Origin of the sequence: Pseudarthrobacter sp. NPDC059871 (assembly GCF_042731175.1) — a bacterium.
Lineage (GTDB): Bacteria > Actinomycetota > Actinomycetes > Actinomycetales > Micrococcaceae > Arthrobacter.
On record NZ_JBHWJV010000013.1, the window covers coordinates 91914 to 109776 of the forward strand.

A 17863-nucleotide genomic window follows, 5' to 3' on the forward strand; every position below is an offset into this window, starting at 1 on the left:
GGCATGAATCGGCGCCTGGCAACCACCGGAATGGGCGCGCGAACCTATGCTTGAAGGGTGAACAGCGCCCGGCACCAGGCCACGCATGACGACGGTACCCGCCACGCCGGTTCGGCCGAAGCCACCGAGCGGGAACAGCGGGAACGGCGACGCTTGGGCGGGCACGCTGCGGCCGCCGGCGTGGTGTCCGTGGGCGGCGGGGTGGTGCTCGGAGAGTTGCTGGCCGGCGTGTGGAGCCCGTCGGTGTCGCCGCTGACGGCGGTGGGCGGAGCGGTCATTGATGCCGTCCCGCCGGCAGTAAAGGACTGGGCAGTCTCGCTCTTTGGCACAGCGGACAAGGCGGCCCTCCTGGTCAGCATGGCCCTGGTTATCGTGGGCTTCGCGGCCCTGGCCGGCGTCGTGGAACGGCGGCGGCGTTTCGCGGGGCTTGCCGTGATCGCCGTGTTTGGACTCGCGGGAGTGGCCGCTGTTGCCGGCCGGGCCCAGGCCACACCGGTGGCCCTGGCACTTCCCGTGGCTGCGGCGGCCGCCGCTGCCTTGATCCTCCGGCTGCTGATGGGCAAGCTGAAGGCCTGGGAAGCGGCCCTTGACGGCGGGCAGGCAACGGCACGCCGAACGTTCCTCCGGAACCTCGCCGCGGGTGCCGTCCTGACGGCGGTGGGCGGAGTCCTGGGGGGAGCCTGGCGCGGGACCGTACTGAAGGTGAACGATGCCAGGGCCCGGGTGGCGATACCCCGGGCAGCGGTACCGGCGCCGCCCATCCCTGCCGGAGCGGAGGCAGGCGTTGAGGGCATGCACCCCCTCGTCACCCCCGTCAACGACTTCTACCGGATCGACACGGCCCTGGTGGTACCCGCCGTCGACCCCGATACCTGGGTTCTCAGGGTCACGGGCATGGTGCAGCGCGAGGTGGAACTGACCCTCGCCGAACTCCTTGCCAAGCCGCTGACCGAACGCCACATCACCATTGCCTGCGTGTCCAACCCGGTAGGCGGGGACCTCATCGGCAACGCGCGGTGGCTCGGCTGGCCGGTCCGCGAACTCCTGGCCTTGGCCGGACCGGCCAGGGGTGCGGACATGGTGCTGTCCCGGAGCGCTGACGGATGGACTGCCGGCACCCCGCTGGAAGTGCTCACGGACAGCCGGGATGCCCTCCTGGCCGTGGGGATGAACGGCGGCCCGCTGCCGCTGGAACACGGATTCCCCGTCCGGCTGGTGGTGCCGGGCCTGTACGGCTACGTTTCCGCCACGAAATGGGTTACCGAGCTGAAGGTCACCACCTACGCGGCGGACACCGCCTACTGGACCACTAGGGGCTGGTCCGACCATGGCCCCATCAAGCTGTCCTCCCGCATCGACGTCCCCCGCAGCGGCAGGCCCGTCAACGCCGGAACGGTCACCTTTGGCGGCATTGCCTGGGCCCAGCACACCGGCATCAGCGCTGTTGAGCTCAGGGTCAACCGCGGTTCGTGGCAGCCCGCTGAGCTGTCATCCGGGATTTCCACGGACACCTGGTACCAGTGGAAGCTCAGCATGGACCTGACACCCGGGCAGTACGAGGTCCAGGTCCGGGCCACGGACCTCGCGGGCACCGTCCAGGACGAGGCATCCCGGCCAGTGGTCCCGGACGGCGCCACCGGATTCCACACGGTTAGAGTGGACGTGAAATCCTGACGGCCCACACTGAAGGCGCATCCATGACCAGCCCGCACCGCCACGCCCCTGCGGGCACGCCCCACCAGGCCCGCTCCGTTGCCGACCATGTCGCCGCCGTTGCCCACCTGCTGGCCCCCTTGCGGTCAGAATCCCGCACCGAAACCGTTCCACTGCCGAAGGCCCTCGGCAGGGCACTGGTGCACGGATTCCTGGCACCCGTCAGCCTGCCGCCCTTCGCCAACTCCCAGATGGACGGGTACGCCGTCAATTCCGCGGACATGCACGACGACGGCACGGAGTTCGCCGTGGCGGCACCTGTCCCGGCAGGGATGCGTCCGCCCGTGTTGGCCCGCGGGACAGCGGCGCCCATCATGACGGGCGCCATGCTCCCGGACGGAGCTGACGCCGTCGTACCCATTGAACGTGCGGTGCCGGACAGCTTTCCCGCACCCGGCACTGACGCGCGGGTCACGCTGCCGGCAACGTCGGCGGGGACCTACGTCCGCACGGTGGGCAGCGACGTTGCCGCCGGTGAGCGCGCCCTGGCCGGCGGAACCTGCCTGGGCCCCGCCCAGCTGGGGCTGCTTGCAGCGCTGGGCATCCCGGCTGTGGAGGTCTACCGCGCCGTCCGGGTCCTGCTCGTCACCACCGGCGACGAGGTGGTGGAACCGGGTCAGGACCTGCCCGCCGGCAAGATCTACGACGCCAACGGCACCCTCCTCGAAGCCGCCATGGCGCAGGCAGGCCTGGACGTGCGGCGGGCCGGTATCTCCACCGACGATCCCGCGGAGCTGCAGAAGCTGCTCCGGAGCCAGGGCGCGGACGCCGATGTCATTGTCACCACCGGCGGCGTCAGCAAAGGCGCCTACGAGGTTGTGCGGCAGGCCATGGAAGGCCAGCCGGTGGAATTCCTGCACGTGGCCATGCAGCCGGGCGGGCCGCAGGGAATCGGCATGTTCGACGGCGTCCCCTTCCTGGGATTCCCCGGGAACCCCGTCAGCTGCCTGGTGTCCTTCGAAATGTTCCTGCGGCCGGCCCTCGCAGCAGTGCTCGGGGCTCCGGCCCTCCGCCTTCCTGTCCGCGCCAGGCTCAGCCACCCGCTGACGTCCCCGCAGCACAAACACCAGGTCCGGCGCGGCAACCTGCAGCCCGACGGCACAGTACGGCTCGAGGGCGGCGAGAGCTCCCACCTGGTCCGTGCGCTGGCCGGTTCCAACGCCCTGGTCCACGTCCCTGCCGGCGTAACGGAACTCGCGGCCGGGGACGAGGTGGAAGTATGGATGCTGTGAATGCAGAACAGACCCCCGCCGCCCTGACGCACCTGCGCCGGGACGGCAGCGCACAGATGGTGGACGTGTCCGCCAAGGCCGAAACCACCCGCGAAGCCACAGCAACAGCCACGGTCCGCACCACGGCGGAGGTGATGGGCCTGCTCGGTTCAGGCGGCCTTCCCAAGGGGGACGCGCTGGCGGTCGCCCGGGTGGCGGGCATCATGGCCGCCAAGAAAACGCCCGAGCTGATCCCGCTGTGCCACCCCCTGCCGCTGTCCAAGGTCACCGTTGACTTCGGGCTCGATGCGGAGTCCGTTGAGGTGGTGGCTACGGTAAAGACCTGCGGCGTGACCGGCGTGGAAATGGAAGCCCTTACGGCGGCATCCGTGGCAGCGCTCAGTGTTTACGACATGATCAAGGCCGTGGACAAGCATGCCGTCCTGACCGATATTAAGGTGCTGGCCAAAAGCGGCGGCAAGAGCGGGGACTGGACCTTATGAACCACGATGACAGCTTCGGCGGAGCCGGCGCAGCACCGTCCCACGCAGCACCGTCCCACGCCGCCGAGCCGCACCGGCACGGCGACGTCCAGGGCCGGAAGGCCGGCGTGGTGATCGCGTCCACGCGGGCAGCGGCAGGTATCTACGACGACGAGACCGGGCCGGTGATAACGGACTGGCTTACCGAACACGGCTTCGAGGTCTTCCCGGCGATGGTGGTCCCCGACGGCGAGCCGGTCGGCGCCGCGATCAGGGCCCTCCTGACCCAGCGTCCCGCCGTCGTGATCACCAGCGGCGGCACCGGGCTGAGCCCGGACGACCGGACACCCGACGTCACCCGGCCCCTGCTGGACCGCGAAATCCCCGGCATCATGGAGGCGATCCGGCATGCCGGCGCCGCCAAGACGCCGCTGGCGGCGCTCAGCCGCGGCTACGCGGGCGCGGCTGGGAAGTCCTTCATTGTTAATCTGCCCGGCTCACCGAAAGGCGTCATGGACGGACTCACCGTCCTGGACCCGCTGATCGGGCACCTCTGCGACCAGTTGGAAGGCAACCATGGGCAATGAAGCATTTGAGGTGGTATCCGCGGTCCTCAGCGCGGAGCCAATCTCCGTAGACCAGGCCATCGCGGCCGTTGAAGGGGACACCGCAGGTGCGGTGGTCAGCTTCAGCGGCGTGGTACGCAACCACGACGGCGGCAAGGCCGTTGACCGCCTCAGCTACAGCGCGCACCCCACGGCGCACCAGGTGATGGCCGACGTCGTCGCCCAACTGGTTGCCGAGCAAAACGCCGGCGGGGGTGCGGGGGAGGACGGCGGAAAGCCGGTCCGCATCTGGGCGGCCCACCGGATCGGCATGCTGCAGATCGGCGACCCCGCACTGGTCTGCGCCGTGTCCGCAGCACACCGGGGGCAGGCATTCGCCGTGTGCTCCGAACTGGTAGACCGGATTAAGGAGCAGGTGCCCATCTGGAAGGAACAGTTCTTCTCCGACGGCACTGTTGAATGGGTAGGCGCCGGCGGCTGACCGCCGGCCGTTCCCGGACTCTTCGGGCGGTGCCGCGGCGTCCTGCGAGGTAACGCACACCGTCCGGTTCCTTCGGCGCCCGGGGGCCGACGGTAGGGTTAACGGCATGACCGAACAACACTCCGAAGCCAAGCGCGTCGCCATCCTGGGCGCCAACGGCCGCATGGGCGCCGAAGCCGTCAAAGCCGTTGAAGCCGCACCCGACATGGAACTTGTCGCTGCGCTGGGACGGGGCGCTTCCCTGGACCAGGTCACCGCCGCCGGAGCGCAGTACCTTGTGGACCTGACAGTTCCCGAAAGCACCGAAGCCAACGTCCGCTTCGCCGTCGAAAACAACATCCACGCCGTTGTGGGGACCACCGGCTGGGATGCCGGACGCCTGTCCGCGCTCGAAGACCTGCTGGCAGCGCACCCGGAAACCGGCGTGCTGATCGCCCCCAACTTTGCCGTGGGATCGGTCCTGGCTTCGGCCTTCGCCGCCAAGGCATCCAAGTACTTTGAGTCGGTGGAGATCATTGAGCTGCACCACCCGGACAAGGTGGACGCCCCTTCCGGAACCGCCGTCCGCACCGCCCAGCTCATCGCCGCGGAACGCGAGGCCGCCCAGGTGCCTGCAAGCCCCGACGCCACGACCAGTGAACTGGCCGGCGCCCGCGGCTGCGACGTTGACGGCGTACGCGTCCACAGCGTCAGGCTCCGCGGGCTGGTGGCGCACCAGGAAGTCCTCCTCGGCAGCGCCGGTGAGCAACTGACGCTGCGCCACGACTCGTTCGACCGCGCGTCCTTCATGCCCGGCGTCCTGCTCGGCGTCCGCAACGTGGCCGCCCACCCCGGGCTTACCGTGGGGCTGGACGGCTACCTGGACCTGGGTTTCTAGGCGATGGACGGCTTCCTGGCAGGCTTCCGCAAGAACCGCACCAAGATCTGGGTGGGGCTCGTTACGCTGCTCCTGGTGTTCTACCTGGTGGTGTCCCTCCAGCGTTCCATCCTGCTCCTCACAGACAGCAACCTCACGGCGCAGGCCATCGGGGCCGCCTACCTGGTCCTGCCGATCGTGGGCGCATGGGCGCTGATCCGCGAGCTGATGTTCGGTGCCCGGACGGAGCAGATGGCCAAGGTCCTCGAAGCCGAGGGCGGCCTCCCCGTGGATGAACTGCCAAGGACACCTGCCGGGCGGATCATCCGGGAAGCGGCCGATGCAGAGTTCGAAAAGTACAAGGCTGAAGCGGAAGCCGCACCCGACGACTGGCGGTCCTGGTTCCGGCTCAGCTGCGCCTACGATGCCGCCGGCGACAGGAAGAGGGCCCGAGCGTCCATGCGCGACGCCGGCAGGCTCTTCCGCGGGAAGGTCTCCGCCTAGCTCCTACCGCGGGAGTTTAAGCTGCCCTCGGCCCAGCTGGCTGGCCGCATGGCCCACCCACTCCAGGGGCCCCCGCCACTTCAGCAGGACGAAGGCCATGCCCACCACCACAGCTGCGGCTGCCTGGGCAAAGTACATGCCGTCCTCGGTCCAGCCGGTGGGCAGCGGCTTGAGGTAGAAGCCTGACACCACCCACACATGGGCCGTGTACAGGGTGAGTGTCATGGCGCCGGCACCGCGCAGCGGAAGCAGCAGGTCCAGGTCCACCCACTCCGCCAACCGGCCCAGGAGCAGGCAGGCTCCGATGACCGCCGCTGCCACTCCGGAGGTGTGCAGCAGGTCCAGGGAGGTGCCGGAATGCGGGGCGGCGGACGCCAGCCACCACCATGACCCCTCCTGCCTGATGCCGGTCAGGTTCACCTGCAGGACGCTGTCCAGCGGATACCCCGGCGCATTGAGGACCTTCTCCAGCGCGGCACGCCCGCCCCAGTCCTCCATTGCCGTCACGCCCAGCACCTTCGCGGCGATCGCAACAACTGTCCCGCCGGCCAGCAGCGCCACCGGGACCAGGGCCTTGCTGAGCACAAGCCGCCCGATGGCGAGCCCCACGAGGAGGTATGACATCCACTGGAACACCGGGTAGTAGCCGGTGAGGAACACATCGGCGACCAGCCGGGCGGGTGTTGCCAGGTCCTCCCAGCCTGGATTGTGGCCAAGCTGCAGGGGCGGCTCCGCCGTGAGCAGCCAGGGGCGCAGGAGGTACGCCAGGACAGGGGAGCCGACGATCCATCCGGCTGCCCAGGCACAGAGCTGCTTCAGGCCCATGCCCAGGAACGGCAGGATGCACAGGAACAGGACCGCGTAGTGGACCAGGATGACGGCCAGGTTGACTTCGAGGCCGCCGAGGCCGAGTCCGATGGCGGCGATCACCAGGGCCCGGAGCGCGACGCCGCGGCGCGCGGCCGACAGTTCACCAGCCGCGAGCGGCCTGTTCTTACCGGTGGACAGGGCCAGCCCGACGCCGGCCAGTACCGCGAACAGGGCAGCAGCCCGCCCGGAAAATGCCAGTCCGATCCAGGTGGGGGTAAGGCTGGCGTTGGACTCAAAGGTGGGGAGCAGATGGGTGGCCATCATGCCCAGCAGGGCAATCCCGCGCGCAGCATCGATGCCGTAGAGCCGTCCCGGAGCCTGGCCGGTTGCCGTTTTCCGGGGTGCCCTGGCCGGGTTGCGGGAAGTCATGAACCGAATCGTCTCACACGGCCGGCGCGGCCTGCTGTCACGCAGGGGAGTCCTCCCTGGCAGCCGCGCGGACTGAGCGGCAACCCTTGTGTTCGAATATATGTTCGAATACGATGGAGCGCATGCAGACGCCAACGCCGGAGATTCCCGCCTACGGACCAGGCCGCCACGAGTCCACTGGCCGTACCGCCGGACGCGGGCCGGAAGGCCCCGAACCGGGAACGGGCCTCCTGAAGGCCATGAGCCCCGGGGTAGTCGACTTCCTCTTCCGCCAACTCGTGGCCGGAAAGCCCTCGGAGGATGTCCAGTGGGAGCGGGAGGGCGTCAGCCTCGCCGCGCAGCCCGAAGGTGCCGAGCTTGCCCGCCGCCTGGCCGAAACGGACCTGGACGCCCTGACGCCGCTGGAGCTCTTCCACTATGTCCGGGCCGCCCAGCGTCTTTCGGACTGGGCCGAGGAACTCCGCCGGGCGGCCGTGGGCCGGTACTGCGGCACCCCATGACCCCGGGAAGCCCCAATTTGACGTTCATCACGCCCGCGGCATTGTCCTAACCAGCGGGGGACAGGGTAACGTTTTTCCCATGGCTGACTCTTCCGCGCACATCCCTGCCCTCGGTACGCTCCTGACCGCTATGGTCACGCCGTTCACCAAGGACGGCGCCGTGGATTACGACCAGGCAGCGGCCCTGGCCAGCAAGCTCGTGGACGACGGCTGCGACGGCCTGGTAGTCACCGGCACCACTGGCGAGACATCCACCCTGACGGACGAAGAGAACCTTGGCATGTTCCGGGCGGTCAAAGACGCCGTGGGCGGCCGCGCCGCCATCATCGCAGGTACCGGAACCAATGACACTGCGCACTCGGTCCACCTTTCCCAGCAGGCTGCAGCCCTCGGCGTCGACGGCCTCCTGCTGGTGACGCCCTACTACAACAAGCCCAGCCAGGCAGGCGTCCAGGCCCACTTCGAGACCGTCGCCTCGGCAGTGGACGTCCCCGTCATGCTCTACGACATTCCCGGCCGGTCCTCCATCGCCATTGAACCCGAGACCATGATCCGGCTGGCGCAGCACCCCAACATCGTTGCCGTCAAGGACGCCAAGGCGGACATGGTGGCCGCCGCCCGCGTCATGGCCGAGACGGACCTCCACTTCTACTCCGGCGACGACGGACTGACCCTGCCCTGGATGGCACTGGGTGCCGTAGGCCTCGTCGGCGTCACCACCCATGTGGCCACCCGCCGGTTCCGTGAGCTCATTGACGCAGTCAACGCCAATGACCTCGGCACCGCCCGGAAGATCAACTTCGAACTCCTGCCCGTGGTGCGCGCCACCATGAGCAGGGTCCAGGGCGCGGTGGCCGCCAAGCAGATTCTTAAATGGCAGGGAGTCCTGCCCAACTCGATCGTCCGTTTGCCCCTCGTGGAGCCGGACGAAGCCGAGATCGAAACCATCCGCGGGGATTTGGCGGAAGCGGGGCTGGTCTACTCCTGAGGACGATGACCGGCACCCTTCCGCCTGGAAAGTAGTGCAATATGACCCAAACCGCCCTTACCGGCCTTGTCACACCTCCGCGCCTGCCGCAGGACACGCTCCGCATCGTCCCGCTCGGCGGGCTGGGGGAGATCGGCCGGAACATGACCGTGTTCGAAATCGGCGGCAAGCTGCTGATTGTCGACTGCGGCGTCCTCTTCCCGGAGGAAACACAGCCCGGCGTTGACCTGATCCTGCCTGATTTCTCGTACATCGAGGACCGGATGGCAGACATCGTGGCCGTTGTCCTTACCCACGGCCACGAGGACCACATCGGTGCTGTCCCGTACCTGCTGCGGCTCCGCAACGACATTCCGCTGGTGGGTTCACAGCTGACCCTCGCACTGATCGAAGCCAAGCTGCAGGAGCACCGCATCCGGCCGTACACGCTCACGGTCGAAGAGGGCCAGGTGGAGAAGTTCGGCCCGTTCGAATGCGAATTCGTCGCCGTGAACCACTCCATCCCGGACGCCCTGGCCGTGTTCCTGCGCACCGCCGGGGGAACCGTGCTGCACACGGGCGACTTCAAGATGGACCAGCTGCCCCTGGACGGACGCATCACGGACCTGCGGCACTTCGCCAAGCTCGGCGAAGAGGGCGTGGACCTGTTCATGTCCGACTCCACCAACGCTGACGTCCCCGGCTTCACCACCGCCGAAAAGGAGATCGGCCCCACGCTGGAACGCCTGTTCGGCCAGGCCACCAAGCGCATCATCGTGGCCTCCTTCTCCTCCCACGTCCACCGCGTGCAGCAGGTCCTGGACGCCGCAGCCAAGCACAACCGCAAGGTGGCGTTCGTTGGCCGCTCCATGGTCCGCAACATGGCCATCGCCGAAAAACTGGGCTACCTCGACGTGCCGGCCGGGCTCATCGTGGACATCAAGAACATCGACAACCTTCCGGATAACCGCGTGGTCCTGATGTCCACCGGTTCCCAGGGCGAACCCATGGCAGCGCTCTCGCGCATGGCCAACGGTGACCACCGCGTGGTGGTGGGTGACGGCGATACCGTCATCCTGGCCTCAAGCCTCATCCCCGGCAACGAGAACGCGGTGTTCAGGATCATCAACGGCCTGCTCAAGCTGGGTGCCGACGTGATCCACAAGGGCAACGCCAAGGTCCACGTCTCCGGCCACGCCGCCGCCGGTGAACTGCTGTACTGCTACAACATCCTCGAGCCGCTCAATGCCATGCCGGTGCACGGTGAGACCCGCCACCTGCTGGCCAACGGCAAGATCGCCATCGAGTCCGGGGTCCCCGAGGCAAGCGTGATCCTCTCGGACAACGGAACCGTCATTGACCTGCACGATCACCGCGCGGACGTGGTGGGCCAGGTGGAAGTTGGCTTCGTGTACGTGGACGGCTCCAGCGTCGGCGAGATCACCGACGCCGACCTCAAGGACCGGCGCATCCTGGGCGACGAAGGCTTCATCTCGATCATCACCGTCATCCACCGCGCCACTGGCAAGGTGGTCTCCGGACCTGAGATCCACGCCCGCGGCGTCGCCGAAGACGATTCCGTCTTCGACGACATCATCCCCAAGATCAACGCTGCGCTGGAGGAAGCGGTCCTCAACAACAAGGACCACACCAGCCACCAGCTCCAGCAGGTGGTCCGCCGGGTAGTGGGCACCTGGGTGAACCGCAAGCTGCGCCGCAAGCCGATGATCATCCCCGTGGTGCTCGAGGCCTGACCGCCGCAGCAGTTCCAACCCCACCCCGTGGGAGGCAAAGGGCCCGGTTCCACTGGAACCGGGCCCTTTGCCTATCCGGTGCCCACCTGGATTGCGGGGGCGGGCGGCCCGATATCCCCGGATTACGGTGGTAGTTCCGGTAGCGTGATCAGCATGGCCACACGTACTACTTCCGCGCCCAAAGGTACCGGCAGGGGCGGTTCCGGCAGCAAAGCCGGCAGCTCCACAGGCCGCGGAACCGGCTCATCAGCAGGCAAGACCCCCCGCGGCGGCTCGTCCAGCACCGCGCGCACCCGCCAGCTCCCCGCCGTCGAACACCACCAGCCCTGGCTGGCGAGGGTGGTAGGCGGTGCCTGGCTGGGGCTGGGGCACATGGTGGGCGGCGGGGTCCGGCGCATCGGCCATGACGTCAGCGACATCCCCGCCGAGGAACGCCGCGACGGCGCCGCACTGTTCAACCTCGCCCTGGGCGTCTTCATCGCCACCTTTGCGTGGTGGGGCCTGACCGGGTGGTTCCCGGACGCTGTCTACGCGGTGGTGAACGGCACCTTCGGCTGGATCTCCCTGCTGCTGCCCCTCATGCTCTTCGTGTGTGCCTTCCGGCTTTTCCGGGTGCCATCGGACGGCCGGGGCAACAACCGGGTAGGCATCGGGTTCCTGGTGATGACGTTCGCAGGCTCCGGCCTGGCGCATATTTTGGGCGGCCAGCCCACTGTCGCCGACGGTTTCGACGGCCTCCGCCAGGCAGGCGGCATGCTGGGCTTCCTTGTTGCAACCCCCCTGGCAGCCATCCACCCCGCCGTGCCGACGGTCCTCTACGGAGTCCTGGCGTTCATCTCCTTGCTCATCATCACCGCCACGCCGTTCACGGCCATCCCGCGCCGCCTGCGCGGAGCCTACGAACACCTCATGGGCATCGACCTGATGGAGCAGGATCAGGCTGACGTCCACGACCGCAGCTACCTGGACCGGCCGGAGCCGGCCGCGCCCAAGAAGAAAAAGCGGCGCCTCTTCGGCAAGGACGAAGAACCCGACGCCGGCCTCGAGGGCTACGTGGGCGACGAAGCCTTTGAACACGCGGTCATCGACGACGACGAGCCACAGCCGCCGCGGCCCGCGCCCGGCGTCCGGCGGCCCACCCAGGCGGAGATCGCCGTCGAAAAGATCAAGGCGGCACAAGGCCTGGGCACGGGTCAGCAGGCGGCGCCGCCGGAGAACGCCACCGTGGCCATTCCGCTGGTCATCCCCGGCGCAGCCGCTCCCGGGAAACCGGCTGCCGCACCTACGGTGCCCGCCAACCCGGTTGCGCCTGCACCGCCGCCCGTGCCCATCCCGCAGCGGACCGAGCAGCTCTCCCTCGCCGGGGACGTGACCTACACGCTCCCTGCCTCGGACTTCCTCACCCCGGGATCCATCCCGAAGGAGCGTACCGAGGCCAACGACGCCGTCGTCGCCGCCCTCACGGATACCCTGACGCAGTTCAACGTCGACGCCACCGTGACGGGATTCAGCCGGGGCCCCACTGTGACCCGCTACGAGATCGAACTTTCGCCGGGCACCAAGGTGGAACGCGTTACGGCACTGTCGAAGAACATCTCCTACGCCGTGGCCTCCAGCGACGTCCGCATCCTCAGCCCCATCCCGGGCAAATCGGCCATCGGCATCGAGATCCCCAACACTGACCGTGAAACTGTCTCCCTGGGTGACGTGCTGCGCAGCCAGAACGCCCGCAGGACGGACCACCCGATGGTCATGGGCGTGGGCAAGGACGTCGAGGGCGGCTACGTGGTGGCCAACCTCGCCAAGATGCCCCACCTCCTGGTGGCTGGTGCCACCGGTGCCGGTAAGTCGTCGTTCGTGAACTCGATGATCACCTCCATCCTGATGCGCTCCACCCCGGACGAGGTGCGCATGGTGATGGTTGACCCCAAGCGCGTGGAACTGACCGCCTACGAAGGCGTTCCGCACCTCATCACGCCCATCATCACCAACCCGAAGAAGGCCGCCGAGGCCCTCCAGTGGGTGGTCCGCGAAATGGACGCCCGCTACGACGACCTCGCCAACTACGGCTTCAAGCACATCGACGACTTCAACAAGGCCGTCCGTGCCGGCAAGGTCCAGCCGCCGGTGGACTCCAAGCGCGTCATCCGTCCCTACCCGTACCTGCTGGTGATCGTGGACGAACTCGCCGACCTCATGATGGTGGCCCCGCGCGACGTCGAAGACTCGATCGTCCGCATCACCCAGTTGGCCCGTGCGGCCGGCATCCACCTGGTGCTGGCCACCCAGCGGCCCTCCGTGGACGTGGTCACCGGCCTGATCAAAGCCAACGTGCCCTCGCGCATGGCCTTTGCCACGTCTTCCGTCACGGACTCCCGCGTTGTCCTGGACCAGCCCGGCGCCGAGAAGCTGATCGGCCAGGGCGACGCGCTCTTCCTGCCCATGGGCGCCTCGAAAGCCATGCGCGTCCAGGGCGCCTGGGTCACCGAGTCCGAAATCCACAAGGTGGTGGAACACGTCAAGGGACAACTGCAGGCCGTCTACCGCGACGACGTCGCCCCCGAAGCGGAAAAGAAACAGATCGACGACGACATCGGGGACGACCTCGAGGTGCTGCTGCAGGCCACCGAACTGGTGGTCACCACCCAGTTCGGCTCCACGTCCATGCTGCAGCGCAAGCTGCGGGTGGGCTTCGCCAAGGCCGGCCGCCTGATGGACCTCCTCGAGTCCAGGGGCGTGGTGGGACCGTCCGAAGGCTCAAAGGCCCGTGACGTCCTGGTCAAGCCGGACGACCTTGCGCCCGTCCTGGCAGCCATGAAGGGCCAGGAAGCACCCGCGGCACCGGATGCGCAGACTGCTGCCCTGAGCGATAACGCCAACGCCAACATCGCCCAGGGGGGATACGCCGAGGACCTGGTGGCGGCCGACCTGGACCAGCGGAAGCAGAACGTCGAATATTACGACGGCTCCGATTCCGCGCCAGGCGGCTACGGGGACGACGACGAGGGGTCCGAGGACGCCTGGTCACTGACCGGTCGATAGCCCGGGGACTGTAGCCTAGAAACGTGACTAGCACTGATGCAACCGCCGCCGGCAAGGGCCGTGCCGGGGTCTGGAACCTACCCAACGTCCTGACCATGATCCGCATCGCGCTGGTGCCCTTCTTCGTCTGGTTCCTGATCGCCGACGCCCCGGGGCTGCACAGCGAATCCGGGATCTGGCGCTGGGCCGCAGTGGTGGCCTTCGCCGTCGCGATCTATACGGACAAGCTCGACGGCGACATCGCCAGGAGCCGGAACCTCGTCACGGACTTCGGCAAGATCGCCGATCCCATTGCCGACAAGCTGCTCATCGGCTCCGCACTGGTGATGTTGTCCGTGCTGGGCGAACTGCCCTGGTGGATGACGCTGGTGATCCTGGTCCGTGAATGGGGAATAACCGGCCTGAGGTTCTTCGTGATCCGCTACGGCGTAATCCCGGCCTCCCGGGGCGGCAAGCTCAAGACCGTGGTCCAGACCGCCGCGATCTTCCTCTACCTCCTGCCGCTGGGGGCAGTGGCGCCCTGGCTCACGTGGGTGGCGTTTGCGGTGATGCTCGCCGCGGTGCTGATCACGGTCTGGACCGGCGTCGAATACGTCATCGAGGCTCTAAGGCTCCGGGCCAGGGGCAAGCTGCAGGCACGCGACAGCCAGGGCCAGGAACAGTCATGACCAACCTTCACCACCTGGCCGGCGAGGCAGTCCGGCAGGCGCTGGAGGCCGGGCAGACGGTGGCCACCGCAGAGTCGCTGACCGCGGGGATGGTTTCAGCCGTCCTGGCTGACACCCCGGGAGCCTCGGGCATGCTTCAGGGCGGGGTGGTGGCCTACCAGAATTCGGTCAAGGAAGCCGTGTTGAAGGTCGCCGGCGACCTCCTCGCCAAGGTGGGGTCCGTGGACAGCGGTGTGGCAAGTGCCATGGCCGCCGGCGCCCGGACTGCCCTGGGCGCCGACATCGGCGTCAGCACCACCGGCGTCGCCGGCCCCGAGGCGCATGACGGCAAACCCGTTGGCACTGTCTATATCGGCGTTGCCACCGCCGCAGGAGCGGCAGCCTACGAGTACCACTTCGTGGGGACGCGCCCCGAAATCCGGGGGCAGGCCTGCGGAGCGGCCCTGGACCGGCTCATCGAAGCCCTTTCGCCTGATCAGGCCCGGCAGGAGCCGAGCTGGCGGCGCCCCTTGTTACCGGGAGTAAAGTTGCCGGGAACAAAAGCCGGTACCGATTAGTTATTACATTGTGTCGCTTCCGAAGAGCGGAGGCGCCTAGGATGAAATGACCACGACGGTCCGCTTGGCGGCGGACCTGACTTATGAGGGAGCAAGGCGATACAGATGGTAAAGCAGCCCGTATCCGTAAACGGCGTTGTCCGCTGGAAGGATGTGGGCCTCGCCGATCAGGCTAAGAGCGAACAAAAGGAGCGCAAGATGGTTGTACTTCGTCACGAAATTGGTGATGTCCTGCGCGATGTCCGCCAGCGTCAGGGGCGCACGCTCCGTGAAGTCTCGCACAGCGCCCGGGTCTCCCTTGGTTACCTCAGCGAAGTTGAGCGTGGACAGAAGGAAGCATCGTCTGAGCTGCTGTCCTCGATTTGCTCGGCCCTGGATGTTCCGTTGTCCAGCATGCTCCGCGAGGTCAGCGACCGGGTGGCAGTCGCCGAAGGCGTCGCCGTACCGGACACCGTTCCGCAGGAATTCTCCCAGCGCTACGGCCGCGACCTGAACACGGAACTCAACGACGAACTGTCTACCGGCCTCCTCTCCGGCGCCCGCTAAGGGTTGCCCGCCCGGTAACGGGTCCTTTGAGCACACGAAACCCCCGGCCACCGGCCGGGGGTTTCGTCGTTTTTTGGTTCCGAACCGGTTCCTTAGGCCCGAGGGTCTTCGGAATCGCTGTCCTGGGGAAAACCGTCGCGTTCGTACGTGGCATTGAGCTTCGCCATATACCGTGCCAGCTCCTGGAGGTCGCCAAGCGGCCATTCGCCGAGCCGTTCCCGGAATACCTGCCGGCGGGCGTCCTGCACTTCGTGCATCTTCTCCTCGCCCTTCGGCGTCAGCCTGATGGACTGCGCCCGGCCGTCCAGGGGATCGGCTTGCTTCGACACCAGGCCGAGGCCTTCCAGGAAGGCGATCTGGCGGCTGACCGACGGCTTGCCCACGCCGATGTTGATGGCGAGATCCGTGAGCCGGATGGTGCCCTCTTTCCGGATGACGGAAAGCAGCCCGTAGGCGGCCGGTTCCATGTCCGGGTGGACCTCACGGGACAATTGGTTGGAGATTGCCCGGGCCCGCCGCCAGAACAGGCTGATCTGGTGTTCCACGTTCTGCAGCGCGGAGTCCACGGTGTTTTCGGTCGGAGTGCTGCCCGGCAGGGCGTCGGGGGAGTTGCTCATGGCAACAATTCTAGGGTCCGGCGCATGAGAGAATCTTCCGATGCGATTGAGCGACTACTGGCGGCTGATGGATGACGAGTTCGGTGCGGGCTATTCCCGCGTCCTGAGCAGCACGCTGGTCCTGTCCGGCGTGGGCGGCAGGACCGCAGACCAGGCCCTGGCCGCCGGCGTGGAGCCCCGCAGGGTGTGGCTCGCCCTGTGCGACGTCCAGGACGTGCCCGCGGAGCGGCGGCTCGGCAGGGACGTTAAACCGCGCCGCGACTAGCAGCCGTGCCCGGTTTTTCGGCTGACACGCCGGGAAGCTGTTCGAATACCTGTTCGGATATGGCTATGATTTTTACAGCGGGTTATCCACATAGCCGTTGTCATCCGGCCGGAATGTCAGTGGGTCCCCTTAGCGTCAGAGATGACCAATAAACGGCCGCGAAGGCCACCATCGAGAAAGCATTAGAGGTGTCAACCATGGCGGCAGCCCCGGATCGTGCAAAAGCGCTGGAAGCAGCACTGGCCCAGATTGACAAGCAGTTCGGCAAGGGCTCTGTCATGCGCCTGGGCGACGAAGTCCGTGCCCCTATCGAAGTCATTCCCACAGGCTCCATCGCCCTGGACGTCGCCCTGGGAATTGGCGGACTTCCCCGCGGCCGTGTCATCGAAATCTACGGTCCGGAATCGTCCGGTAAGACCACCGTCGCCCTGCACGCCGTGGCCAGCGCCCAGCGTGCCGGCGGCATCGCTGCCTTCATCGACGCTGAGCACGCCCTGGACCCGGACTACGCGGCCAAGCTTGGCGTGGACACGGACGCCCTCCTCGTATCGCAGCCGGATACCGGCGAGCAGGCGCTGGAGATCATGGACATGCTGGTCGGCTCAGGCTCGCTGGACATCGTGGTTATCGACTCCGTGGCAGCCCTGGTGCCCCGGGCCGAAATCGAAGGCGACATGGGAGACAGCCACGTCGGCCTGCAGGCCCGCCTGATGAGCCAGGCGCTGCGTAAGATCACCGGCCGCCTGAGCCAGACCAAAACCACCGCCATCTTCATTAACCAGCTGCGTGAAAAGATCGGTGTCTTCTTCGGTTCTCCCGAAACCACCACCGGTGGTAAGGCCTTGAAGTTCTACGCGTCGGTCCGCATCGACGTCCGCCGGATCCAGACCCTCAAAGAGGGTGCCGATTCCGTGGGTAACCGGACCAAGGCGAAGATCGTCAAGAACAAGATGGCTCCGCCCTTCAAGATTGCCGAGTTCGACATCATCTACGGCCAGGGCATCTCCCGCGAAGGCGGAATCATCGACATGGGCGTGGAGCACGGCATCATCAAGAAGTCCGGCTCCTGGTTCACCTATGACGGTGACCAGCTGGGCCAGGGCATGGAAAACTCCCGCCGTTTCCTGCGCGACAACCCCGAACTTGCGGCTGAGCTGGAACGGCTGATCAAGGAAAAGCTGGGCGTTGGAGTCAAGCCCGCTGACGCGGAATCCAAAGAGGATTCCCCGAAACTGAAGGCCGTCGACGGGTTCTAGCAGTTGATTGGCTTTGAAAAACGCCGGGGCGGGTCCGCAGGGGCCCGCCGCCGGCGAACCGGTGCCTCCTCGGCCGGCCCGCAGGAAACGGAACGCTCCGCCGATCCCGATTCACCGGGATTCGGCGATCGGGAGCCTGACCCGGTTACCGTGGCGCAGACCATCGTCTACCGGCAGCTCACAGTGTCGGCCAAGAGCAGGCTCCAGCTGGCCCGGAAGCTCGCCGAACGGAATATCCCGGAGGACGTCGCCGAATCGGTGTTGGACAAATTCGAGGATGCCCGGCTGATCGATGACGCTGAGTTCGCCAACATGTGGGTCCGCAGCCGCTCGCAATCACGCAAGCTGGCGAAGGGTGCCCTGCGCCGGGAACTGGCAGAGAAGGGTATCGACGAGGAATCCGCGGCCGCGGCACTGGAACAGCTCTCTGACCAGGATGAGGAGGAGGCCGCCCGGGCCCTCGTCGAACGCAAGCTTCGCCCCGGTACTGACCTCGAAGACCGTGCAGAGCGGGACAAGACCACCAGGCGGCTGGCGTCGATGCTGGCCCGCAAGGGCTACCAGCCGTCCCAGGCTTTCCGCATCGTCGGTGAGGTCCTGGACTCCCGGTCCGGCCAGCCCGGCGAAGACTGACGGGCC

19 protein-coding genes are annotated in these 17863 nt (G+C 67.2%); 17 read left to right on the forward strand and 2 right to left on the reverse strand.

What is annotated here, in order from left to right:
* The first annotated feature begins 57 nt into the window (after positions 1 to 57).
* From ACFV4R_RS17335 to ACFV4R_RS17365, 7 genes are all read left to right on the forward strand, one after another.
* Complete coding sequence (locus ACFV4R_RS17335) at positions 58 to 1674, forward strand: molybdopterin-dependent oxidoreductase (RefSeq protein ID WP_377203713.1); 1617 nt, start codon at positions 58 to 60, stop codon at positions 1672 to 1674.
* A 23-nt stretch (positions 1675 to 1697) separates the two neighbouring features.
* The gene (gene glp, locus ACFV4R_RS17340; protein ID WP_377203714.1) at positions 1698 to 2945 is read left to right on the forward strand and encodes a gephyrin-like molybdotransferase Glp; all 1248 of its coding nucleotides are present in this window, start codon (positions 1698 to 1700) and stop codon (positions 2943 to 2945) included.
* Entirely contained in the window at positions 2933 to 3427 is a 495-nt protein-coding gene (moaC, locus tag ACFV4R_RS17345; RefSeq protein ID WP_377203715.1) for a cyclic pyranopterin monophosphate synthase MoaC, read from the forward strand. Before glp ends, moaC begins: the two co-directional genes overlap by 13 nt.
* A complete protein-coding gene (locus ACFV4R_RS17350) occupies positions 3424 to 3993 on the forward strand; it encodes a MogA/MoaB family molybdenum cofactor biosynthesis protein (protein WP_377203716.1) in 570 nt (189 codons plus the stop codon). Before moaC ends, ACFV4R_RS17350 begins: the two co-directional genes overlap by 4 nt.
* Entirely contained in the window at positions 3983 to 4453 is a 471-nt protein-coding gene (locus tag ACFV4R_RS17355) for a molybdenum cofactor biosynthesis protein MoaE (RefSeq protein WP_377203717.1), read from the forward strand. Before ACFV4R_RS17350 ends, ACFV4R_RS17355 begins: the two co-directional genes overlap by 11 nt.
* 106 nt (positions 4454 to 4559) lie before the next feature.
* Positions 4560 to 5330: a 4-hydroxy-tetrahydrodipicolinate reductase gene (gene dapB / locus ACFV4R_RS17360; RefSeq protein ID WP_377203718.1), complete on the forward strand. Its 771-nt coding sequence runs from the start codon at positions 4560 to 4562 to the stop codon at positions 5328 to 5330.
* 3 nt (positions 5331 to 5333) lie between these two features.
* Entirely contained in the window at positions 5334 to 5813 is a 480-nt protein-coding gene (locus tag ACFV4R_RS17365; protein WP_091719319.1) for a hypothetical protein, read from the forward strand.
* A 3-nt stretch (positions 5814 to 5816) separates the two neighbouring features.
* Here the strand turns inward: ACFV4R_RS17365 and ACFV4R_RS17370 are convergent, their stop codons facing one another.
* A complete protein-coding gene (locus ACFV4R_RS17370) occupies positions 5817 to 7052 on the reverse strand; it encodes a heparan-alpha-glucosaminide N-acetyltransferase domain-containing protein (protein WP_377203719.1) in 1236 nt (411 codons plus the stop codon).
* A gap of 122 nt (positions 7053 to 7174) precedes the next feature.
* On the opposite strand from ACFV4R_RS17370, the gene ACFV4R_RS17375 reads away from it, so the two are divergent.
* The 7 genes from ACFV4R_RS17375 (at position 7175) to ACFV4R_RS17405 (ending at position 15086) form a co-directional block, all read left to right on the forward strand.
* Positions 7175 to 7552 (forward strand): hypothetical protein, encoded by a 378-nt coding sequence (locus ACFV4R_RS17375; RefSeq protein WP_377203720.1) that lies wholly within the window; start codon positions 7175 to 7177, stop codon positions 7550 to 7552.
* 79 nt (positions 7553 to 7631) lie between these two features.
* Positions 7632 to 8540, forward strand: coding sequence for a 4-hydroxy-tetrahydrodipicolinate synthase (gene dapA, locus ACFV4R_RS17380; RefSeq protein WP_377203721.1), 909 nt, complete (start codon positions 7632 to 7634; stop codon positions 8538 to 8540).
* A 41-nt stretch (positions 8541 to 8581) separates the two neighbouring features.
* Positions 8582 to 10273: a ribonuclease J gene (locus ACFV4R_RS17385; RefSeq protein ID WP_377203722.1), complete on the forward strand. Its 1692-nt coding sequence runs from the start codon at positions 8582 to 8584 to the stop codon at positions 10271 to 10273.
* Positions 10274 to 10426: 153 nt separating this feature from the next.
* The gene (locus ACFV4R_RS17390; RefSeq protein WP_377203723.1) at positions 10427 to 13315 is read left to right on the forward strand and encodes a DNA translocase FtsK; all 2889 of its coding nucleotides are present in this window, start codon (positions 10427 to 10429) and stop codon (positions 13313 to 13315) included.
* A 23-nt stretch (positions 13316 to 13338) separates the two neighbouring features.
* Entirely contained in the window at positions 13339 to 13983 is a 645-nt protein-coding gene (gene pgsA, locus ACFV4R_RS17395; RefSeq protein WP_377203724.1) for a CDP-diacylglycerol--glycerol-3-phosphate 3-phosphatidyltransferase, read from the forward strand.
* Positions 13980 to 14540 carry a CinA family protein gene (locus ACFV4R_RS17400; protein ID WP_377203725.1) on the forward strand — a complete coding sequence of 187 codons (561 nt, stop codon included), beginning with the start codon at positions 13980 to 13982 and terminating at the stop codon, positions 14538 to 14540. Before pgsA ends, ACFV4R_RS17400 begins: the two co-directional genes overlap by 4 nt.
* 105 nt (positions 14541 to 14645) lie before the next feature.
* Positions 14646 to 15086 carry a helix-turn-helix domain-containing protein gene (locus ACFV4R_RS17405; protein ID WP_045730345.1) on the forward strand — a complete coding sequence of 147 codons (441 nt, stop codon included), beginning with the start codon at positions 14646 to 14648 and terminating at the stop codon, positions 15084 to 15086.
* A gap of 92 nt (positions 15087 to 15178) precedes the next feature.
* Here ACFV4R_RS17405 and ACFV4R_RS17410 read toward each other — a convergent pair whose 3' ends face one another.
* Positions 15179 to 15703, reverse strand: coding sequence for a MarR family winged helix-turn-helix transcriptional regulator (locus tag ACFV4R_RS17410; protein WP_377203726.1), 525 nt, complete (start codon positions 15701 to 15703; stop codon positions 15179 to 15181).
* Positions 15704 to 15743: 40 nt separating this feature from the next.
* On the opposite strand from ACFV4R_RS17410, the gene ACFV4R_RS17415 reads away from it, so the two are divergent.
* The 3 genes from ACFV4R_RS17415 to ACFV4R_RS17425 all read left to right on the forward strand — a co-directional run bounded on the left by ACFV4R_RS17415 (position 15744) and on the right by ACFV4R_RS17425 (position 17857).
* Entirely contained in the window at positions 15744 to 15968 is a 225-nt protein-coding gene (locus ACFV4R_RS17415) for a DUF3046 domain-containing protein (RefSeq protein WP_091719332.1), read from the forward strand.
* Positions 15969 to 16165: 197 nt separating this feature from the next.
* Positions 16166 to 17224, forward strand: a complete 1059-nt coding sequence (recA, locus tag ACFV4R_RS17420; RefSeq protein ID WP_056083303.1) for a recombinase RecA — start codon at positions 16166 to 16168, stop codon at positions 17222 to 17224.
* Positions 17225 to 17374: 150 nt separating this feature from the next.
* Positions 17375 to 17857, forward strand: a complete 483-nt coding sequence (locus ACFV4R_RS17425) for a regulatory protein RecX (protein ID WP_377203727.1) — start codon at positions 17375 to 17377, stop codon at positions 17855 to 17857.
* The last annotated feature ends 6 nt before the right edge of the window (positions 17858 to 17863 follow it).

What these genes read in the sequence shown, in the direction of transcription:
- moaC (WP_377203715.1), top strand. Translation starts at nt 2,933, where the DNA reads ATGGATGCTGTGAATGCAGAACAGACCCCCGCCGCCCTGACGCACCTG.
- recA (WP_056083303.1), top strand. Translation starts at nt 16,166, where the DNA reads ATGGCGGCAGCCCCGGATCGTGCAAAAGCGCTGGAAGCAGCACTGGCC.
- ACFV4R_RS17355 (WP_377203717.1), top strand. Translation starts at nt 3,983, where the DNA reads ATGGGCAATGAAGCATTTGAGGTGGTATCCGCGGTCCTCAGCGCGGAG.
- ACFV4R_RS17375 (WP_377203720.1), top strand. Translation starts at nt 7,175, where the DNA reads ATGCAGACGCCAACGCCGGAGATTCCCGCCTACGGACCAGGCCGCCAC.
- ACFV4R_RS17410 (WP_377203726.1), bottom strand. Translation starts at nt 15,703, where the DNA reads ATGAGCAACTCCCCCGACGCCCTGCCGGGCAGCACTCCGACCGAAAAC.
- ACFV4R_RS17415 (WP_091719332.1), top strand. Translation starts at nt 15,744, where the DNA reads ATGCGATTGAGCGACTACTGGCGGCTGATGGATGACGAGTTCGGTGCG.
- ACFV4R_RS17400 (WP_377203725.1), top strand. Translation starts at nt 13,980, where the DNA reads ATGACCAACCTTCACCACCTGGCCGGCGAGGCAGTCCGGCAGGCGCTG.
- ACFV4R_RS17370 (WP_377203719.1), bottom strand. Translation starts at nt 7,052, where the DNA reads ATGACTTCCCGCAACCCGGCCAGGGCACCCCGGAAAACGGCAACCGGC.
- ACFV4R_RS17405 (WP_045730345.1), top strand. Translation starts at nt 14,646, where the DNA reads ATGGTAAAGCAGCCCGTATCCGTAAACGGCGTTGTCCGCTGGAAGGAT.
- glp (WP_377203714.1), top strand. Translation starts at nt 1,698, where the DNA reads ATGACCAGCCCGCACCGCCACGCCCCTGCGGGCACGCCCCACCAGGCC.
- dapB (WP_377203718.1), top strand. Translation starts at nt 4,560, where the DNA reads ATGACCGAACAACACTCCGAAGCCAAGCGCGTCGCCATCCTGGGCGCC.
- ACFV4R_RS17350 (WP_377203716.1), top strand. Translation starts at nt 3,424, where the DNA reads ATGAACCACGATGACAGCTTCGGCGGAGCCGGCGCAGCACCGTCCCAC.
- ACFV4R_RS17385 (WP_377203722.1), top strand. Translation starts at nt 8,582, where the DNA reads ATGACCCAAACCGCCCTTACCGGCCTTGTCACACCTCCGCGCCTGCCG.
- ACFV4R_RS17365 (WP_091719319.1), top strand. Translation starts at nt 5,334, where the DNA reads ATGGACGGCTTCCTGGCAGGCTTCCGCAAGAACCGCACCAAGATCTGG.
- dapA (WP_377203721.1), top strand. Translation starts at nt 7,632, where the DNA reads ATGGCTGACTCTTCCGCGCACATCCCTGCCCTCGGTACGCTCCTGACC.
- ACFV4R_RS17390 (WP_377203723.1), top strand. Translation starts at nt 10,427, where the DNA reads ATGGCCACACGTACTACTTCCGCGCCCAAAGGTACCGGCAGGGGCGGT.